The following is a 17,849-nucleotide window of genomic DNA, read 5'->3' as shown; positions in this document are numbered from 1 at the left end:
TGGTCAGCTGACCATGCTGGCAGTTGAGCGCCATTATCGTGATCTGCAACAAGGTGCAAAGCGCGGGTTGTTTTTCAGTCCTGGCCATGCCTGGCATGTCATCAACTATGTACAGGGCTGGTTTGTTCATATCAAAGGGCCGCTTGCCCGGCAGCCGATCATGCTTGATGGCTGGCAGCTGTTCTGGACGGCAGTTATCTTCGGCTGGCGGAGGGCATCGGATGGGTGCCGCCGCTTCCGGACGGGTTATGAAGAGGTTGCCCGCAAAAATGGCAAGTCCACCTGGTGGGGGCCGATTGGTTCGTACTTGTGGATGATGGACGGTGAGGGCGGTGCTGAGGTTTATTCGATTGCGACGACGCGTGAGCAGGCCATGTCTGTGTTCAAGCCGGCATTCGACAATATCAAGCGCCTGCGCCGCCAGTCGCCCAGGCTGGCTAAGTCAGTCAGGATTTTTGACGGTGCCAATCAAGAAAAAATGTCGATTGGTGAGTCCGTTTATAAGCCGCTTCCAGCAAATGCGGAGTCGCTTGATGGCCTAAACCCATATGCCTGTCTGGTTGATGAGCTGCATGCGCACAAAACCCGCGAGGTTTGGGATGTGATGGAGTCAGCGCTGGGGGCGCGGACGCAGCCGTTGATCAATGCAATCACCACTGCCGGGTTCATTTTGGACGGAATTTGCATCGAAATTCGGTCGTATTTGGTGCGAATTCTGCGCGGTGAGGTGCAGGATGACAGCTTTTTTGGGGTGATTTACACGATTGATGAGGGGGATGACCCTTTTTCGTCGGAAAACTGGCCAAAAGCCAATCCATCGCTGGGTTCTGCAAAAACCTACTCATATATGGAAGCGCAGGCCGCTAAGGCGAAGATCATGCCTTCGGCCAGGGCAAACTTTCTGACAAAAGACCTGAATGTGTTTGTCGGTGACTCATTGTCCTGGTTTGACATGCTGGTTTGGGACAAGGGAAAGAAGAAATTCGATCCTTGCATGCTGCAAGGCCGTGAATGCTTCGGCGGACTCGACTTAGCCAGTACGCGAGACATCACGGCCTTTGTGCTTTTGTTCCCGCCGCCGCCTGGCGATGAGGATGGCGAATGGTATGTACTGGTTTGGGCCTGGGTTCCTCAGGCGAAGGTCGATGCAGCTGATCAAGACAACGGATCTGATTACAAGGCGTGGGAAAAGCAGGGCTGGTTGACCGTTACAGAGGGTGATGTAACCGATTACGACCCAATTCGGGAAGTCATTGAGCAGGCATGCCGTGATTTTGATGTGCGAGAAATCGCATTCGACACATGGAATAGCACGCACCTGGCGAACCAGCTGCTGGAAAAGGACGTGCCGATGGTAAAGCTACCGCAAAACTTTGCCGGTCTGTCACCTGGTGCGAAGCATCTTGAGCGCTTGGTTTACAGCAAGCGGCTACGCCATGGTGGAAATCCGTTGCTCCGCTGGTGCGCTGGGAATGTGACGCTGCTGATGGACAGTAACGAAAACATCAAGCCGGACAAAAAGCGTAGTCAGGGCCGTATTGATCCGATTGTGGCGCTTTCTATGGCAGCAACGCGGGCCATGACATATCTGGATGATGAAACAGAGGTGGAGGTGATTTGCTGATGGGCTTTTTTGACCGGTTTTGGGCGGGTAAGTCTCCGCCAGCTGCTGATACTGAGCAGCGAAAAGAGCCTACTGTCCAGAATCTTGGCCAGGGCTCTGGCGGGTTTGGCGAGGTATTCGGCATGCCGTCTGCTACGGGAGTTCCGGTCAATGAGACGACTGCAATGCAGGTTGGTGCTGTTTATGCCTGTGTCCAGTTGCTCGCCGGTATTGTCAGTACGCTGCCGCTGCAGTTCTTTCAGAAGACTCCATCTGGCCGTAAGCCGATTGATCATGATTTTTGGTATCTGTTCAACGAATCTGCGACGAATGAATACACGGCATCAGCTATGTGGGAATACGGGATGCAGTCCCGGTTGCTGGACGGTGATTTTGTTGCCTGGATCATGCGTGATAGGCGGGGTAATCCGGTAGGTATCCAGCCGCTGAATCCGCGAGCTACGACAGTGCAGCGGATGCTTGATCAGGGCGGCTGGCGTTGCTACACATTCTGGCTACCTACTGGGCAGGTTCATAGCGTGCATGAGGATGACATCATCCATGTTCCTGGTCTTGGCTATAACGGTCTTCGTTCGCTTTCCCCGGTTCGTCACTATGCTAATCAGACCATCGGCCTTGCACTTGGCCAGCAGCAGTTCAGCGAGCGCCAATTTGGGCAGGGAACTGGCGCATCGTATCTGATCAGCACTGCTGGAAAGCTGAATGAAGATCAGAAGCGGGATATTCGTGCTGAAGTTGAGGCGCGAGCGCACGGGCTGGCGAATGTTGGCCGCCCGATGGTGCTATCTGGTGCTGACTGGAAGCTTGATCGGTTGCAGATTTCTCCAGTCGATATGCAACTGCTGGAAGGGCGTGCATTTTCAGTGGTCGAGATTGCGCGGATCTACGGTGTTCCGCCGCACATGATCGGTGCGACTGACAAAGCGACAAGCTGGGGGACGGGGCTGGAGGCGATGACGCAGGGCTTTGTAAAGTTCACGCTCAAGCGCCATCTCATGGCCATTCAGCAGGAGGCGAATCGCAAGCTGTTTGTGAAGCCTGGTGTTTATTGTGAGTTTGGGCTTGATACGTTGCTTGAGGGTGATAGTGCCGCCCAGGCTGCGTACTTCAGTAAGGCGCTGGGTGGGCCGGGCTCGCAGGGCTGGATGACGATCAATGAAGTCCGGCATATCAAGAATCTGCCTCCTGATCCTGATGGGGGGGAAATCGTGAAAGCAGGGAGTGGGAATGGCAATCAAAAACCTTCTGATCCGGCCCAAGGCTAAAGCTGCCCGGCCTGTTTGTCCGCGTGCAGAGGTTGCGCCGGGTGGTGCTGAGGCAACGATCTGGCTGTATGACATTATCGACGAATGGTGCGGCGTTGATCCTGGCCAGCTGTGTCAGGAAATCGCCGCAATGATCGGGGTGGAAGCCATCCATCTGCGTATCAATAGTCCGGGCGGTGACGTATTCGGCGCACGCGCCATCATCGCCGCCTTACGCGCTTCTGGTGCGAAGGTGATCGCGCATATCGATGGCCTGGCTGCTTCGGCGGCAACTTTCATTGCAGTGAATTGCGATGAAGTGCGGATTACGGATGGTGGCATGTTCATGATCCATCAGGCCGCAACGGTCGCTGCTGGTGATGCTGAGGATTTGCGGCAGGTTGCTGACCTGCTTGATAAGGTCGATAGCACGATCTGCGCTGATTACGTGCGTAAGACCGGCCAGCCGGCTGAGCAGGTTGCTGCATGGATGGAGGCGGAAACCTGGTTCACAGCAGATGAGGCAAAAGCAGCTGGCTTTGTCGATGCGATTGATGGTGCTGGTTCAGCAGCTGTCGATAATAGCTGCTGGGATTTCTCATCTTGCAAGAATGCGCCCAAGGCACTGTTGCAGCCTTCTGCTGCGCCAGCTGCTTCGGTAGTCAAGCCTGCGCCTGTCGCAGAGCCAGTTGTTGATCCTGTTGAAAACTCTGCTTCTGATGATGGCCGTGAGGCTGCCAAGCGCCAACTGGTGCTGCTCAATCTGAATTGCTGACGCGGGGCTTCCGCGACAAACCCTAATACCCGCCAATGGCGGGTTTTTTCATTTCTGGAGACCCTATATGAAGCTGCAAGCTCTGCGTGAAAAGCGTGTTGAAATCGCCAACAAGATGAAGGCGCTGGTTGATGCTGATGGCGTATGGAATTCTGATCGTCAGACTCAGTTTGTAGCAATGCAAACCGAAGTTGAACAGATTGACCAGCAGATCAATGCCATTCAGGCTGCGCTGACTGTTCAGGAAGGTATCGCCGCCAATGACCAGGCTACCAGTCAATTCCGTGGTGTGATCCTGGAGAATGCGGCTGAGCTGCGCCGTGAAATGCTGGTTGCCTTCCTTCGTGATGGTCGTGATGGTGTGCGTGCTCTGCAACAAGATCCGCGCTTTACCAATGCGCAAACTATTGCAGCTCCGGCTGGCGGTGGCTACCTGGTGCCGAATGAGATGTACAGCTCCATCCTTCAAGCAATGAAGTTGTTTGGCGGGATGCGCAATCTGGCAACTGTGGTAAGCACGCAGACTGGTGCTGGCCTGCTTTTCCCGGTTACCGATGCTACTTCCGAAGAGGGGGAGATCATTGGTGAGAATGTCCCGGCAAATGCTCAGGATACAACTTTTGGCCAGGCTTCTTTGAATGCCTATAAGTACTCCAGCAAAACGGTTGCCCTGTCCATCGAGCTGCTGCAAGACGCTGCCTTTGATGTTGAGTCGTATGTTGTTCAGCTGTTGGGTATGCGTTTGGGCCGTATCACGAACCGCCACTTTACTGTCGGTACAGGCATTGGCCAGCCGAAGGGCATTATTACTGCCGCCCCGGTGGGCAAGGTGGCTGGTGCCGGTCAGACTGCAACTGTGCTCTATGATGATCTGGTTGATCTGGAGCACAGTGTTGACCCGATTTATCGGGCTAATGCCAGCTGGATGCTGCATGACAGTACTCTGCGTGTCCTGAAGAAAATGAAGGACAGTATGGGCCGTCCGCTCTGGATGCCTGGTCTGGAAGTCAAGGCTCCGGATACTCTGTCTGGTTATCCGTATCAGATCAATCAGCATATGCCAGCTCCTGCGGCCAATGCCAAAACCATCAGCTTCGGTGATCACGGCAAATATCTGATACGCGATGTGCTGGATACCGTGCTGTATCGCAATACTGACTCGAAATACAACGAGCAAGGTCTGGTCGGCTTCCATGCGCTGGCTCGTCATGACGGCAATATGCTGGACATTGGTGGTGCTGTGAAAACCTTCCAGCAAGCAGCGGCCTAATCGGCCTTCATTCACGAAAGCCCCTCCTTTGAGGGGTTTTTCTTTTGAGGTGTCGCATGACAACTAAATCGAAGCTGGGTGTGCTGGTTGCCCGCGTTCTGTATTCCCACATGGCTTTTGTGGTCGCTGAACCTGACCCGAAAGAAGTGATGGTGCGCCCGAATGATCTTGTCACTGGTGATCCGTCCACCATCCTGGCCAGCCCGGATCTGTACTGCACTGATTCTGCCGGTGTCGAGTTTGCGCGTGGCCTGGGCGGTGCTGATTACCTGTTGGCGCAGAGTCCAGCTGTTCAGGCAGCTGCTGACGCTCAGGCAGGTGCTGATATTCGGGCAGGTGCTGATGTTCAGGATGGAGCTGATTCCCAAGCTGGTGCTGATGTCCAGGCTACTGCGGATGCTCAAGCTGGCGTTGATACTCAGGCCAGTACGGATGAACAAGCCGGTACTGAAGCGAAGGCCGCTTCCAGTAAGAAGTAATTTCCTGGTCGATGCGGCATAGCGATATGCCGCATCAGCGAGGGGGTGAACTATGCGTGAAAAATTGGTCGCTGCGGCGGCTCCATTGTTTTCCGATTTGTCGATGGTGCGCACTCAGTGCCGCATTGATGAGGATGAGACTGATCTTGATGGCTTGCTGACGCTGTTTGTATCAGCAGCGGTGGCCACGGCAGAGCATGAAATGCAGCGGCCAATTCTGCCTCAGTCCTGGTGCCGCACTTTTGATGATGTTGGTGTTGCACTGCTGGCCTTGCGAAGTGATGTGCTGGCGGTTTCGTCTATTGTTGCGCGTGATGCATCGGGTGTTGAAACTCCGCTTCCTATGCATGCTTGGCGTCTGGCACGGGGCAAGGACTTGATCCTGTTTGACGGCTGGCCTGCTGATGCAGTCGAGGTGGATGTTTCCTTCTCGTGTGGTGCCTGGACGGTTAGCACGGTGCCGGATGCAATCAGGCAATGGGTGCTGATCCGTGTGGCCACGGCTTTGCGGAATTCGGAGGAGGTTATTCAGGGGGCGTCTGCGGTGGCTATGCTGCCGCGTTCGCATGTGGATGGCCTGCTTGATCCGTGGAGGCGCTATGCGTAGTGATCGTGTGTGCAAGGGGGAGATTCAGCAGCGGGTAAAGGGGAAGAATGGCGCGGGTGAATCTGTTGATGTCTGGCAGCGTGTCGGTCCGCGGCGCTGGATGGATGTGCGTGACTTGACTGGTCGGGAGCGGGTAGGCGATTCGACAAACTATGTTGCCGATGCGCGAGGCTTTTGTAGTTGGGTTGATGGTGTGGATGCTGACATGCGTGTTGTATGGCGCGGGCGCACGTATCGAATCGTTGCACCGCCTATTGATAAAAATGGCCAGCGCCGGGATATGGAATTGCTACTGGAGTACGACCATGGACATCAAGGTAACGGCTGACGATCAGCAGCAGCGTGTTTTTTTACGGCTTGGCAGCTTGGGTGATTCGGTATCTGATCGGCGGGCGCTTTCAAAGCCTCTGCTGGCCGGGGTGCAGATCATTCAGCGCGAGGCAAAGCAACTGGCTCCGCGTGATAGTGGTTTTCTTCGGTCGCAGATCATTGCGTGGACAAACTGGAGAAAGACTGATGCGCCGCTGACTGGTTTTGTGACGGTGGCAACAAGAGCCAAGAGAATGCGAAACGGCCAGCTAAAAGCTCAGCGTTTGGCAGACAAGGCCAGCAAGGGCCGTTCATCAGTAGTGGTGACGGCATTTTATGGGCGATTTCTGGAAGAGGGGACTGAGAAAATGGCCGCTGAGCCTTTCATGTCTCCATCTGTCGAGCGTGTAGGTGAGCAGGCAACAGAAACCGTAATGGCGGGGGCGCGGATGGTGCTGTTGCAATTGATGGAGGCAAAGCTGTGAAAGATTTTGATCTTGCCTATGCCGTTGAGCAGGTTCTTGGCTCGGTTTTAGGGGATCGCGTTACCGTCGGTGATCTGGTAGTGAAGCCTGAGGATATTCGCGAACCAGCCTCTGTTATTCACCTGGATGAATCTGTGCCTGAGGACAAGGAGGGCATGGCAGTTCGTAATGATCAGGTTGATATGCGTATTACTACGCTTATTGATGCTGAGGGTGGCCAGGTTTATAGCAGAATTAGACCGCATCAAATGCGTTTGCGTAAGGCGCTTTTTGCAACTCATAATCTAAATGGTGTTCTGCATATTATTTCATTGAGGGAGCGTAGGACTCTTTACCAGTTCAATCGAGATGAAATGATTTACATGATTCATTTGGATATTCGTATCCGCCACCGACGAGCGGCTGAGGAGCCGTGATATCAGTATTTAATGTCCCTGCTTCGGCAGGATTTTTTTTGCCTAATGGGAGGCGATATGAGTACGATTCAAGAGTATAGCTTTATCGGTAAGGGTATGGTTATTCTGATCGATGGGGCAGTAGAACATGCGATGGGTAACTGCAGCTCTCTGTCATTTAAGTTGTCTATCGATGAAAAGAAACTGGCAAATTATAAAACTGCCGGTGGTGGTAATCAGAATACGGTTTATCGTATCAATGATATAACAGCTGAAATGGATCTGCGTGAGCTATCTCCGGAAAATCTGGCATTGGCTACATCCGGTGGATATAGCGTTGACAATGCAACTGGGGTGGCTTCTATTGAGGCACTGACACAGGTCGGGAAAGAGTACTCGTTGCGCTTTGAGGGTCTGAATGAAGCCCAGAGCGGTGCATCTGTTACTGTTGAGGTCTATCGACTGAAGGTGTCTCCAGCGGACAGTCTTGATCTGATCGGCGATGATTTTTCGACCTTGAAGGTCAAGGGTGCGATCCTGGCGGATTCGTCCAAGCCCGCTGGCAAGAGCCAGTACTTCAAGATCGAGATGGATACCAAGGTCTAGCATGTGTTGCTCCCGGTTCGACCGGGAGCAGTTCATGTGATAGTCTGATGTCATGGATTTTTCAAGAAGGTTCATGACATGAGTCAGTCACTATATGATTTTTTAGGAGTGCAAAATAATGCAGCTCCTGAGGCAATAAGATCTGCAATTAACTCTATAGCTGAAAAGCATAGAGCTGATGGGGCTGATGCTACGCAAGCTAGAATGCTTTCTTTATGTGCTGAAATATTACTTTTCCCAGAAAAAAGAATTGAATATGATCGGCGTCAAAGAGAAAAATTAATCAGTGATGGAAATATATCGAATATATCCTGCCAAGATGATTTGAGAAGGATTGACAGTAGTGTACTGTTGGTCACATTGCCAATTGCACTTTCTGCACCAATTATGCTTTTTGTTGCAATTGGCCCGCTGATGGTTATTGCAAAAGCAGTTGCAATAGCTATGTATGGCGTTATGTCTGCTATTGTTGGAGTAATTGCGGCAAGAGAGCTTTATGGTAATAGCAAAAGCGATGATCCATTACCAAGTTTTTTAATATTTTTAGTAATAATGGTGGTATTTCCTGTTGGATATGTTTGGTACATGTCTTGCAGAAGTCGGTATGGATTGAGAGGTATGCTGTTTATGCCAATTGCTATATCAATAATTTCTCTATTTTTATTTATTTACCCTGCTGTTAGGTCTGACAGGATTGTCAGTGATGTTATCGCTAAGCAGAAGGAGTTGATAATTAATCAGGGCGGTGTTGTGCCTTGAAATAGTGGTGCGCGCATAAGTGGAATATTCATAGTTCCATATAGACATGCTAGTTAATATAAGCCCGGGAAGCCGGGCTTTTTTATTTGGTGAATATATGTCAAAGAAATGTAAAATTGTCAACTTGCATGGCAGTGAAATTGTCTTTAAGGAACTTAATGTTTCTGATGTTCGTAATTTGCTAAGCATTAAGCCTGTTGATTATATTGATGCGCTTATTCTTGAGGATATTACTCTTAGCGAGTTGGCATTTATGGCGGGGATGCTGGTTGATGATCTACTGCATGCGACAAGTTCTGATCTGGATATGCTGTGCATCGCGGCAAAAGAGGTAAATCCGCTTTTTTTCGGAATACGGGATCGTCTCGGAAAGCTAGTCGAGAGAGTGCAATAGCATCACTGGATCGTGCGATCTGTGCGCTGGTGACGCTGGGCCATACAAATGTTTTGACGTATCCCTATTCCCTGTTTTCAGTAGCCTGCAAGGAGGCATCCAGTGGCAAGTAATGACATGCTGATCCGCCTGGCGCTTCAAGGTGATGCCAGTGGCTGGGTATCTGAAGTGGCTGCAGCGGAAAAGAAATATGGTTCTGCTTTGCAGGGTATGGCCCGGCAGTCTGCTCAGGTGGAAATATTTGGCAAGCTGCAGAAGGATGCGAAAGCAGCGTCTGGCGAGTTTTTCAGGCTGAAAAAGGAGGCTGAGGGATACCGTACTGCTATCAGTCAGGCTACTGGGCCAACTGCTGATCTTGAGGCCGGCTTGGGCAAGACGGAAAAGGCGCTCAAAAAAGCAGAAGATCGGATGCGGAAGCAGATATCTGCCTGGCGCGATGTCAAAAAGGAATTAGCATCTGCAGGTGTTGATATCGCCAATCTTCCGGCTGCTCAGCAGAAGATACAAAGCAAAGTTCGTGATGTCAGCGTGGGGGCCATTCGAGAGAAGTCGGTTTCCTCGTCGCGTGCTGAGTTGGGGCTGGTTGATCCTGCTGAGATGCAGGGAAAGGTCGAAAAGCTACAGCTGGCATATGACAGGCTTCTTGCAAGTGGGAAGCTATCCTATCAGGAGCAGGCTAAGGCGGCTGAGCAGCTGCGTGTAAAGCTTGCTGAGCTTCATGGCCAGGCTTCTACGCCTGTTGGTGCAGGTTTCTTGTCTGGTATGCGTGGTGAGGTAGTTGGTGCTGTTGCTGCGCTGACCGCCCTGGCTGCGGCCTTGTATTCGGCATCCAATGTTGTACTTGATACGGCGGGGCAGTTTGAAACGTTGAAAGTGCAACTGGTTGCGGTCGAAAAATCTGCAACTGTTGGCAATCATGCATTTGCTGCCATGAAGCAACTGGCGCTTGATTCACCATTTGGCGTAAAGGATTTGACTGGGTCATATATCCAGCTTCGGAACTTTGGTCTTGATCCCATGGCCGGTTCGTTGCAAGCAATTGTTGATCAGTCTGCAAGGCTGGGTGGTGGTCAGGAGAAGTTGACCAGCATTGGCCTGGCACTTGGTCAAGCCTGGAGTAAGCAAAAGCTACAAGGTGATGACATCCTGCAGATGATCAATGCCGGTGTTCCTGTGTGGGATTTGCTCGGCAAGGCGCTCAATAAGACCACTGCAGATCTACAGAAAATGTCAGAAGCTGGGCAGCTGGGCCGGAATGAGATCACCAAGCTTATTCAGGCAATGGAGGCTGATGCAAAAGGGGCTGCAGCCAGTCAGGTTTCTACCTGGCAGGGGGCATTATCTCAGTTGTCAGATATCTGGGAGCAGTTCAAGGCGCAGCTAGCTGATGCCGGCCTGATGGATGTTGCCAAGGAGCAGGTTGCTAAGCTCACTGAGATGATCCGCACGGCAATGGCTGACGGTACTGCGGAGAAAATGGGCCGGCGCATGGCCGATATCATCAGTGCTATCGGGTCTGTTGTTGAGTCAACAGTGGGCTTTATTCGTGAGCATGCTGATGCAATCAAGCTGCTGGCAGGTAGCTATGCTGGTTTGGTTATTTTAAGGTCTGTTATTGGGTGGATTTCTGCTGTTGATAATGGGTTTAATTCATTGAAGATTTCAATGTTAGCATTGGGTTCTGTTGGAACAATTGCTGATTTGGTATTTGGTGCGGGCGCTTTAGATAAGCTTGGTGCCATATCAGAAAAAATTAAAGCCCTGACATTTGAGGTTGCTACTTTCAAGACTGCCGCAACATTGGGCATAGCTGGTCTTTTAGCAGCGGCTGCAGCAAAAGTCGCATATGATCAGCTTGAAATGCATAATCGCAGAATTGAACGTGCAATGGCGCAGTCGGCACGAATTTCATCACTTATGGCGTCAGGGAGGACGGAGGTTGGCATCAGGACTGATGAACAGCTAAATAGCATGAGTAAAGAACAGATTGCTGAATATGGCGATGACCTTAAGCGCTCGCTTGAGAATAAACAGCAGATGTTGCAGCGCCATGCTGAGGCTGTTGCCAATGCCGGTGGAAATGTATTGGCAGATCAGCAGTCCAGGCAATTGGCCCGTGAAATGCTGGCCTATCAAAAAGCCATGGATGGCTTTTCGGGGTATGCGCAGCGAAGGACTGCAGCAGAAGACCGGTTCAATAAGAATGTTGATGCTATCCGTAATGGCGCTCTTGCAAATTTAGCTGTTGATCTGGCTAAAGAGCAGAAGTTATATGACCGGGCTAATGATGATCTAAAAAAAGCGACTGATGAGCGGCTAAAGCATCAGAATGCCTGGGCCAGCAATAAGGCAGTTGATCCAGCAGCGAAAAATACTGACCCGCAGGGGGTAACCGACTATTACGAGAGTCTGAGGAAGGCTGAGGAGCTTTCTCGTAAGGCTGCTGATAGTCAAAAGACTGCTGGGGCAACTGGTCTGGATAGTGATTTTCAGAAAGCTACGCGGGACGCCACTGCTGCTGAGGCTGCATTCAGTCGTGTGATGGAGGTTATCAACCAGCTGCGTAGTGCTGGAAAGATCACTGAAGGTGAATTCAAGCTATTCAATGATCAAGCCGGTAGATCGCAGGATAGTATGGATGCTGGCCGGGAGCAGGTTGGTAAGGATCAGTTGCAGAAGGCCATGGAAAAGGTAGAGGCGCTGAAGCGGGCTGCTGATGCAGTCAAAAACATGCCGATTGGTTTTGATACCGAAAAGGGCATTTTTGATCTTGAAAAATTCATGGCGCAGATCGAGGAAAAGGCGCGGACGAAGCCGCTAACCATTCCGGTGCAGTATGTTGGGCCCGATGGAAAGTTGTTGCAAGATGCGCGGGCTGCTGTTGGGGTTACGACGCCTGGCTATGATTCTGGTGGCTATACCGGTGATGGAGGTGTTAAAGAGCCTGCTGGCATTGTGCATCGTGGCGAGTATGTTCAGCCGCAATACAGAATGCGTGAGCCAGGTGCGCTGGAGTTTATGCAGGATTTTCATGCGCGAGGGATGAGGGCTGTTCAGGATCTGCGTGGGTATGACGTGGGTGGTCTGGTTGGCGCTGATTTCCCATCGGTTGCCGGTAGTCTGAATATTCCGTCGCTATCAACTTCGCCTGCGGATGTATCGATGGGGTCGCCAGTAAATCTATATTTGCCCGGGATGTCTGATCCGGTAAAGCTACACGGTTCTGGCAGTTCTGTTTCGCAATTGTTAGATGCTGCGCGAAAATTTAATTTAAAACATGGATAGCCCACTTCGGTGGGCTTTTTTATTTGGGGGGAAATATGTCGCCTGAGCATCATGTTTATGTAGACGGGTTGATTATCCCCTTGCTGGCTGGTTTAGAAATATCGCAAACCTATGCGGCGGTAGAAGGTGGGAGCAGTATCTTTCGAGCGCGGAGCGGGGCTGCAAGAAAGCAAACAAATTGGATAAAGCTGAAAACTACCCTTTCTGGTACGGGCTGGATGCCAGCTGGTTTGGCTCAGTTAGATCAGTCAATTTCGCATGAGCTGGATTGTATCGTTCCGAGGGTTATAGCTAGTCCATCTCGAATGATCGCTATTCCAGCACATCGTTTAGATATTACGCCATGTGGTCATGCGGTTGTTGGTAGTGAGCTTGTCCCTGCGGATGTTTCTATTTCAGGTGGAGTGGCCACGATATCTGATGTGGCTGGCGCGCAGCAGTATCAGTTGACTTACTGGCCTCGTCTTGTGGGTTTTGTAACTGCTTCTAGTTCTGGCAATCCCATGGCAGCTTCTTGGGGGTGGGAGCTAGTGTTTGAGGAAAAATAAGGGGATGTAATGATTAATGGCTCAGCTATAAATAGTGCGGCAATCAATGCATCTGCCGGTAGCAGTTCCCCTATATCGAAGGCTGATAGGCTTTCTGTTCCTGTTGTATTGACGGTTACTACGCTACCTTCTGGCTCTATATCAGTACCAATTAGCCTGAATGTACTACCGGTATCTCTGCCGGCAGAGGGGTGGAATGTTCGGGTATTAGTAGGTGGGGTGGAGCTGTCGGATCGAGTTGAGGGTGTTGTTGAAATTGAGGCTGAGGAAGGCGCTGCACGTATTGCTTCGGTTGTGCTAAGCCTTGCCGCCGGTGATGGCTTGGCTAGCTTTAGTGGGGAAAGCCTCGTTATCGATGTCCAGCCGATTGCCAATGGTGCGTGGGTCCGCAGATTTACCGGCCAGATTGTGCTGCCCCAGTTCGATTTGGAGTCGGGCCGGGTTACTTTGCATGCTGCTGATAGTCGGCGTGATTTACTGGCGCAATCCAGCCGCGCCGCCCTGGCCGCAATGCTCGGTGGGTACTGGTCCGACCATGTAGGCGGTGAAGCTGCCAACAGCTTGCAGTATGCCGAAGGTCGGCTAGCTACCGTCGCGGGCAGCTTTGATCTGGATGCCTACGGCAATCCACGACTAACTGCTTGGGCCGGGACTGGTCAGGCTGCGACGGTGACTGACGACGATATCAAGGATGGTTCGCTGGAGGTCCGGCCGGTAGCACTGAGCGATGTCACCAACCTGGTCACAAATGACACCGTTGGCCTGGGGGCTGTATCAACGACCAGTATTTGCGGCCTGATTCACGACAGCGCAAACGATACCGGCAAGTCTGCAACCGATAACCTGACCGCAAATGCTAGACCGTTAATCGGCGGAACGGTTGAGCCAGGTGCAACTGTCACTCTGACGATTGGTGGTCAGAGTGTGGTTACCACGGCATCGGCCACGGGCTATTTTGCGGTGCAGCCCCCGTATGCGCTGGCGCCTGGTATCCATACCCCGCATATCACGGTGACCAGCAGCTGGACGTGGGAGGCATGGGGAACCTCATTCACCGTGGCCACAGCTGCCGAGGCGAACGAAGGGGCAGTATCGTCTGCAGCCAGCGAAAAAGTGGCCAGCACCGATTGCACGCTGGAATACCGCTATCCACGCTTGCATCTTGCCGAAACGATTTACCAGTGGTCGATGGGCATTTCCTACCCGGAGCTTGTTCTCGGTCGCAATGGCCATGCTTTTATCCTGCCAGAACGTTCGCTCTTTGAATCGGCCGCCAGTCAGTCAGGCTGGATCGTCGACAAGACGACATACACATCACCCAAGCAAGGTAGTGCAGTCGTTGGCTATATCGACCGGGATGGCAACGTGATCAATGGTGCACCTGGCCCGGCAGCCGATGTCATTGAAATGCTGATCTTCAAGAACGAGTACACCGGAGACCCGGCATCAGATCCGCGCTGTGAGTCGGCAACTCTGTGGCTGCATCGTCGCATTGCTCAGCCGGTGACTGAGCGCTGGCGTGTCACAGTATCCGCGCCGGACTCTGTCGCGGCTCTCGGCGCTCGCAAAACCCAAGGGGCAACGGCTGCTATCGATGCCACTAGCAACTTCAATGCCGATGCATGGGAAAAGGATTTGAATGTCGAACCGGTCATCAAGGCCAGTACTGACTACACAAGTCTGCCGACGGTGTCCCGCGCCGATATCGATGCTGCGCTGGTTTGCCTGGCGGCAAAAGCACGCCGTCAGATACTGGCCAGCCACCGCGCCAGCCGGGTGACATTCACCACTGTGGCCAGCGCAACACTGGATCTATCGCAGCGCCTGCAGGTGGACTCCTCTGACCTGCACGCTATCGGCAAAGTTGCCCGGTTTGTCGAGCGCTACGCAATCGATAGCGGCAGGGCTGAGACGGACATCGAGCTGGCCATCAGTGCGCTTGTGGGTGTCGGCACCGCCCCTGATGAACCGCTGCAGAGTCCAGTTATTACCGGCGCGGCCAATCTGTCGCAATCGGCTACGGTGCCGGTCCCGAGCGCGTGGGAAGGGCGAGGCGACCTGATTGCAGGCACGTCGTGGACTACGGGTGCGACCGGTGACGCGACTTCGCAATATCCGCGCTCGGTAGCCCTGACCACTAATGCTATCCATCCATACATGACCGACCCGATTGACCGCCCGATGTCTTATGAGATCAGTGTGGCCATACCGGTTGACCCTTTTGAACTGAGGTAGCTATGTCGCTCTCTTTTGCACTGTATTACGACGCCGCCCGAACCCAGCCAGTGACCCAGCTGGCGCTAGCTGGTATTAACGATACCCTGGCCAGTCCACTCCAGCAGCGGCTGTATGTTGGCCCGGCTGCTGGCGTGCGGACAATGTCGACGGATGGCCAGCCGATCCGCTTATCTGTCGTCTCGACTGGCGACGTCCAGCCTGCCGCGTTTCGGCTGGCACTAACCCAAGCGGATCTCAGCAGCGCAGTGCCGGGTGCCGATCTGGCATTGGCTGCCCAACTGGATGACCTGGTCGCTATCTGGCTGCAGGTGGATTGTGCTGGTCTCAGCACGGGCTCTCATGCCGGCTTGACGATCAGCAGTAGCGAAGTGAAAGAGGTGTCGCTATGAGCGGGATGAGCAAGCAGGACGCCGACATTATCGGCAAGGCGCTGCAGCAGCCGGCTGCCTCAGCCAAGCGGCTACCGGCGCTGCCGGCGCGGGGAGGGATTCCCGGTGCCACTGCAAAAGGAACCGCCACTCAGCCGGCTGGTACGGCTGGCAGCGGTGGGATTGACTCGCCGCTGACCGAGCAGTCCAGAAGCTACTGGCCGACTGTGCAGGCAGTCACGTCGGATGGGCTGCTGCAGATTGCATATCAGCCAATCAAAAGCGTTGTGATGAAAGATAAATCTGCCAGGGAGGTGGTGTTTAACTATGCCCAGCCTACCGCCTCCTGATCTTGGCGGCCCCCTGCCGCTGCAGATTAATCGCCTCGGACATGCCGTACACGGGCTGTGTAAAAACGGCACGGTCACCATGGCTAATGGCCTGCAGCAGGATGGCTATGCTTTCCCTGGGACAGGTTTTTGCTATGCCGTATCGGTGCCTGGCTTTGTTGCAGGTACCGATCCCGATGCCGCTACTGAGCAGGCTGCCGGCCGCTACTGGTTGCCTTATGCCATCGTGTCGGGTGGGCAGCTGTATGGCCAGCAGCTGATGACTGAGCCCGGCTATCGCGGTGATGCTGCGGTATTCATGAGTTTTGGCACCAACCGGAATCTTGCGATCACCATCCCGGGTGGTGGCATAAAGGCAATCTGGTGGACGATCTGGCCGTCGCAACAAATACATAGTGTGACCGGTATTCCGGCAATCAATGAGCCGCTCTATTGGAAACTATTGGACGTAGCTGGCCACCGTGCTGTGTTTGCGGCCAGCACGGTATTGGGTGGCGATAACATCGGCATGAAATTGTGGTCTGCAGAGTGCCGTTTTTTTGAAATGACGGTGACCTGGCCAGTCGGTGGCACGCCACAGATATCCATGGCAGAGCTGCCGAATACGAGCAGCCTTCCCACGCAGTTTAATAGCTTTACGGTCACTCAAGCTGTACCTGTAGAGGGCGGTGGACTTGAGCTACGGGACTATACGCAGCCCGCACGCTCCTGTGATGCGCAATACGGCATGACGGCCAATCGCTTAGCTATCCAGCCGATGGCAACCAACGTCACCGCTTATTACCCACATGATCATACCTATAGTCGCATCGTCGGCTATGCCTACCGGGATGATCAGCCACAGCCGATCACCTGCGAGGCCCATAGCGTTCTGACGCAAGACTATGCCTGTGTACCTTACTCCTACCTTGAAACCAAACTTTGGTCTGTCCGTGTCAGCAACAAGGTGCATCGCCGGGTGACTACAAGGATCACGTTTGGGGGAGCAGAGGTCATCAGCGCTGTGTGGGATAAGGATATTTGGGACAGCTGGGTGGTCATGAGCGCGACTGGTGTTGATGCCGATAGTAATGGTAAGCCCCTGCAGGCCGGCGGCGGACTTAATTATGGGGATGATGCCGTTGTATGGATGGGGTGCTACTCACTAGCGCGGGATCTGCTGGTTGCAGCGTGGTCGGATAATGAGTCCGCAAAATGGCAGCTTGTCGATGTTGTGACCGGTCAGAAGCTGAACCAGGGGAGCCTCAGCGAGGCTCAGCGGTTGTCATTTCAGCAAGGGAACAAGTTTCAGTTTGTCTACGCCAGCAAGCACCCGGTTACCGGGCAAGTTGCGGTCAGTGTTCCAGCTGCCGGCAGTACGCTTGCAGAACAGCTGTGTTGGGTTTAACGGGAGGTTTATATGTTTTCGATGTTTAACAACTCTGATGTGACCCTGTCCGGGCTGGATCAGCAGGCCTTTGGCAACGCTAGTAACTTTGTGGCTGCGGTGTGGCCGAATGCCAGCCCTACGCGTGAGATGCTTGTAGGGCATACCGCGATGCGCGTAGCGATTGAAGCCATTGACGGCAGTCAGCGCGAAATCATTGAGCTGCGGGTATCTGAAGACCAGATCATCCGTGGGGTCGAGCCGGTCATGCTGTCCGGCAACTGGGTGGACCAAAACTCCATCAGCTGGGACGCCATACCCTGCCGGGTGTTTGTGACGGTGACGGCCGCGATGTTGCAAGCCGCCATGGGTTATCCACACTGGGTCGGGGCAGGCATGTATCAGTCCAATCTGCAGATCGACTGGCCAGCACAATCAATTGATCTCAGCGCATACGATAGCCCGGACCCGGTCTTTTTAATGCTGTCACCTGATTCAATTTTTCCGGGTGACCGTTTCCGGGTGACCCTGGTTCGCAATGGCGGAAGCCCTGTTCAGATTGGCGGTACTGCAGGCCGCTGGAAAATGAAGGATGGTAGTGCAGTGAACTGGCCGACCATGGGTACGGGCGGTCTTGTTACATGGCACTTTGATGCGTTTCTGGATCGTATGAACTGTGTGGCATACATCATGAGTGAGGTGCGCGTGGTGGCTAGTTGATTATGCTGGCTAGCATGATGGAATAGT

General features: G+C 53.1%; 19 protein-coding genes. All 19 read left to right on the top strand.

Annotation, left to right across the window (positions count from 1 at the left end):
* The first annotated feature begins 13 nt into the window (after positions 1-13).
* The 19 genes from DFR38_RS06620 (at position 14) to DFR38_RS06540 (ending at position 17,822) form a co-directional block, all read left to right on the top strand.
* Positions 14-1,624, top strand: a complete 1,611-nt coding sequence (locus DFR38_RS06620; protein ID WP_059286207.1) for a terminase large subunit — start codon at positions 14-16, stop codon at positions 1,622-1,624.
* Complete coding sequence (locus DFR38_RS06615) at positions 1,624-2,889, top strand: phage portal protein (protein ID WP_059286204.1); 1,266 nt, start codon at positions 1,624-1,626, stop codon at positions 2,887-2,889. Before DFR38_RS06620 ends, DFR38_RS06615 begins: the two co-directional genes overlap by 1 nt.
* A complete protein-coding gene (locus tag DFR38_RS06610; protein ID WP_110313178.1) occupies positions 2,852-3,643 on the top strand; it encodes a head maturation protease, ClpP-related in 792 nt (263 codons plus the stop codon). The genes DFR38_RS06615 and DFR38_RS06610 overlap by 38 nt, the downstream gene beginning before the upstream one ends.
* 67 nt (positions 3,644-3,710) lie before the next feature.
* Positions 3,711-4,913 carry a phage major capsid protein gene (locus DFR38_RS06605; RefSeq protein ID WP_110313177.1) on the top strand — a complete coding sequence of 401 codons (1,203 nt, stop codon included), beginning with the start codon at positions 3,711-3,713 and terminating at the stop codon, positions 4,911-4,913.
* A gap of 56 nt (positions 4,914-4,969) precedes the next feature.
* Positions 4,970-5,392 (top strand): hypothetical protein, encoded by a 423-nt coding sequence (locus DFR38_RS20955; RefSeq protein WP_146215939.1) that lies wholly within the window; start codon positions 4,970-4,972, stop codon positions 5,390-5,392.
* Between the two features lie 52 nt (positions 5,393-5,444).
* On the top strand, positions 5,445-5,999 hold the full coding sequence (locus DFR38_RS06595; protein ID WP_059287571.1) for a head-tail connector protein: 555 nt from the start codon (positions 5,445-5,447) through the stop codon (positions 5,997-5,999).
* The gene (locus DFR38_RS06590; RefSeq protein ID WP_158527701.1) at positions 5,992-6,327 is read left to right on the top strand and encodes a head-tail adaptor protein; all 336 of its coding nucleotides are present in this window, start codon (positions 5,992-5,994) and stop codon (positions 6,325-6,327) included. Before DFR38_RS06595 ends, DFR38_RS06590 begins: the two co-directional genes overlap by 8 nt.
* Positions 6,305-6,793, top strand: a complete 489-nt coding sequence (locus tag DFR38_RS06585) for an HK97-gp10 family putative phage morphogenesis protein (protein ID WP_158527700.1) — start codon at positions 6,305-6,307, stop codon at positions 6,791-6,793. Before DFR38_RS06590 ends, DFR38_RS06585 begins: the two co-directional genes overlap by 23 nt.
* Positions 6,790-7,209, top strand: a complete 420-nt coding sequence (locus DFR38_RS20950; protein WP_059284538.1) for a hypothetical protein — start codon at positions 6,790-6,792, stop codon at positions 7,207-7,209. The genes DFR38_RS06585 and DFR38_RS20950 overlap by 4 nt, the downstream gene beginning before the upstream one ends.
* 57 nt (positions 7,210-7,266) lie before the next feature.
* Entirely contained in the window at positions 7,267-7,794 is a 528-nt protein-coding gene (locus DFR38_RS06575; RefSeq protein ID WP_146215938.1) for a hypothetical protein, read from the top strand.
* 78 nt (positions 7,795-7,872) lie between these two features.
* Positions 7,873-8,553, top strand: a complete 681-nt coding sequence (locus DFR38_RS20945) for a J domain-containing protein (RefSeq protein WP_146215937.1) — start codon at positions 7,873-7,875, stop codon at positions 8,551-8,553.
* A 46-nt stretch (positions 8,554-8,599) separates the two neighbouring features.
* Complete coding sequence (locus DFR38_RS06570; protein WP_110313171.1) at positions 8,600-8,947, top strand: hypothetical protein; 348 nt, start codon at positions 8,600-8,602, stop codon at positions 8,945-8,947.
* Positions 8,948-9,064: 117 nt separating this feature from the next.
* On the top strand, positions 9,065-12,232 hold the full coding sequence (locus DFR38_RS06565) for a tape measure protein (protein WP_059284541.1): 3,168 nt from the start codon (positions 9,065-9,067) through the stop codon (positions 12,230-12,232).
* Between the two features lie 35 nt (positions 12,233-12,267).
* Entirely contained in the window at positions 12,268-12,780 is a 513-nt protein-coding gene (locus tag DFR38_RS20940; protein ID WP_146215936.1) for a hypothetical protein, read from the top strand.
* Positions 12,781-12,999: 219 nt separating this feature from the next.
* Complete coding sequence (locus DFR38_RS06560; RefSeq protein WP_110313170.1) at positions 13,000-15,015, top strand: Ig-like domain-containing protein; 2,016 nt, start codon at positions 13,000-13,002, stop codon at positions 15,013-15,015.
* Positions 15,016-15,017: 2 nt separating this feature from the next.
* Positions 15,018-15,407 (top strand): hypothetical protein, encoded by a 390-nt coding sequence (locus tag DFR38_RS06555; protein WP_059284543.1) that lies wholly within the window; start codon positions 15,018-15,020, stop codon positions 15,405-15,407.
* Between the two features lie 5 nt (positions 15,408-15,412).
* Positions 15,413-15,736, top strand: a complete 324-nt coding sequence (locus tag DFR38_RS06550) for a hypothetical protein (RefSeq protein WP_193394261.1) — start codon at positions 15,413-15,415, stop codon at positions 15,734-15,736.
* Between the two features lie 79 nt (positions 15,737-15,815).
* Positions 15,816-17,123, top strand: a complete 1,308-nt coding sequence (locus DFR38_RS06545) for a hypothetical protein (RefSeq protein ID WP_059284545.1) — start codon at positions 15,816-15,818, stop codon at positions 17,121-17,123.
* A 12-nt stretch (positions 17,124-17,135) separates the two neighbouring features.
* On the top strand, positions 17,136-17,822 hold the full coding sequence (locus DFR38_RS06540) for a hypothetical protein (RefSeq protein WP_059284546.1): 687 nt from the start codon (positions 17,136-17,138) through the stop codon (positions 17,820-17,822).
* Positions 17,823-17,849 lie beyond the last annotated feature (27 nt).

Origin of the sequence: Aquitalea magnusonii (assembly GCF_003202035.1) — a bacterium.
In the GTDB taxonomy this organism is placed as follows: domain Bacteria; phylum Pseudomonadota; class Gammaproteobacteria; order Burkholderiales; family Chromobacteriaceae; genus Aquitalea; species Aquitalea magnusonii.
This window is presented reverse-complemented; position numbering and strand designations above follow the sequence as displayed.

Coding starts and splice junctions, on each gene's coding strand:
- DFR38_RS06620 (WP_059286207.1), top strand. CDS start 14: ATGCTGGCAGTTGAGCGCCATTATCGTGATCTGCAACAAGGTGCAAAG.
- DFR38_RS06615 (WP_059286204.1), top strand. CDS start 1,624: ATGGGCTTTTTTGACCGGTTTTGGGCGGGTAAGTCTCCGCCAGCTGCT.
- DFR38_RS06610 (WP_110313178.1), top strand. CDS start 2,852: ATGGCAATCAAAAACCTTCTGATCCGGCCCAAGGCTAAAGCTGCCCGG.
- DFR38_RS06605 (WP_110313177.1), top strand. CDS start 3,711: ATGAAGCTGCAAGCTCTGCGTGAAAAGCGTGTTGAAATCGCCAACAAG.
- DFR38_RS20955 (WP_146215939.1), top strand. CDS start 4,970: ATGACAACTAAATCGAAGCTGGGTGTGCTGGTTGCCCGCGTTCTGTAT.
- DFR38_RS06595 (WP_059287571.1), top strand. CDS start 5,445: ATGCGTGAAAAATTGGTCGCTGCGGCGGCTCCATTGTTTTCCGATTTG.
- DFR38_RS06590 (WP_158527701.1), top strand. CDS start 5,992: ATGCGTAGTGATCGTGTGTGCAAGGGGGAGATTCAGCAGCGGGTAAAG.
- DFR38_RS06585 (WP_158527700.1), top strand. CDS start 6,305: ATGGACATCAAGGTAACGGCTGACGATCAGCAGCAGCGTGTTTTTTTA.
- DFR38_RS06575 (WP_146215938.1), top strand. CDS start 7,267: ATGAGTACGATTCAAGAGTATAGCTTTATCGGTAAGGGTATGGTTATT.
- DFR38_RS20945 (WP_146215937.1), top strand. CDS start 7,873: ATGAGTCAGTCACTATATGATTTTTTAGGAGTGCAAAATAATGCAGCT.
- DFR38_RS06570 (WP_110313171.1), top strand. CDS start 8,600: ATGCTAGTTAATATAAGCCCGGGAAGCCGGGCTTTTTTATTTGGTGAA.
- DFR38_RS06565 (WP_059284541.1), top strand. CDS start 9,065: ATGCTGATCCGCCTGGCGCTTCAAGGTGATGCCAGTGGCTGGGTATCT.
- DFR38_RS20940 (WP_146215936.1), top strand. CDS start 12,268: ATGTCGCCTGAGCATCATGTTTATGTAGACGGGTTGATTATCCCCTTG.
- DFR38_RS06555 (WP_059284543.1), top strand. CDS start 15,018: ATGTCGCTCTCTTTTGCACTGTATTACGACGCCGCCCGAACCCAGCCA.
- DFR38_RS06550 (WP_193394261.1), top strand. CDS start 15,413: ATGAGCAAGCAGGACGCCGACATTATCGGCAAGGCGCTGCAGCAGCCG.
- DFR38_RS06545 (WP_059284545.1), top strand. CDS start 15,816: ATGGCTAATGGCCTGCAGCAGGATGGCTATGCTTTCCCTGGGACAGGT.
- DFR38_RS06540 (WP_059284546.1), top strand. CDS start 17,136: ATGTTTTCGATGTTTAACAACTCTGATGTGACCCTGTCCGGGCTGGAT.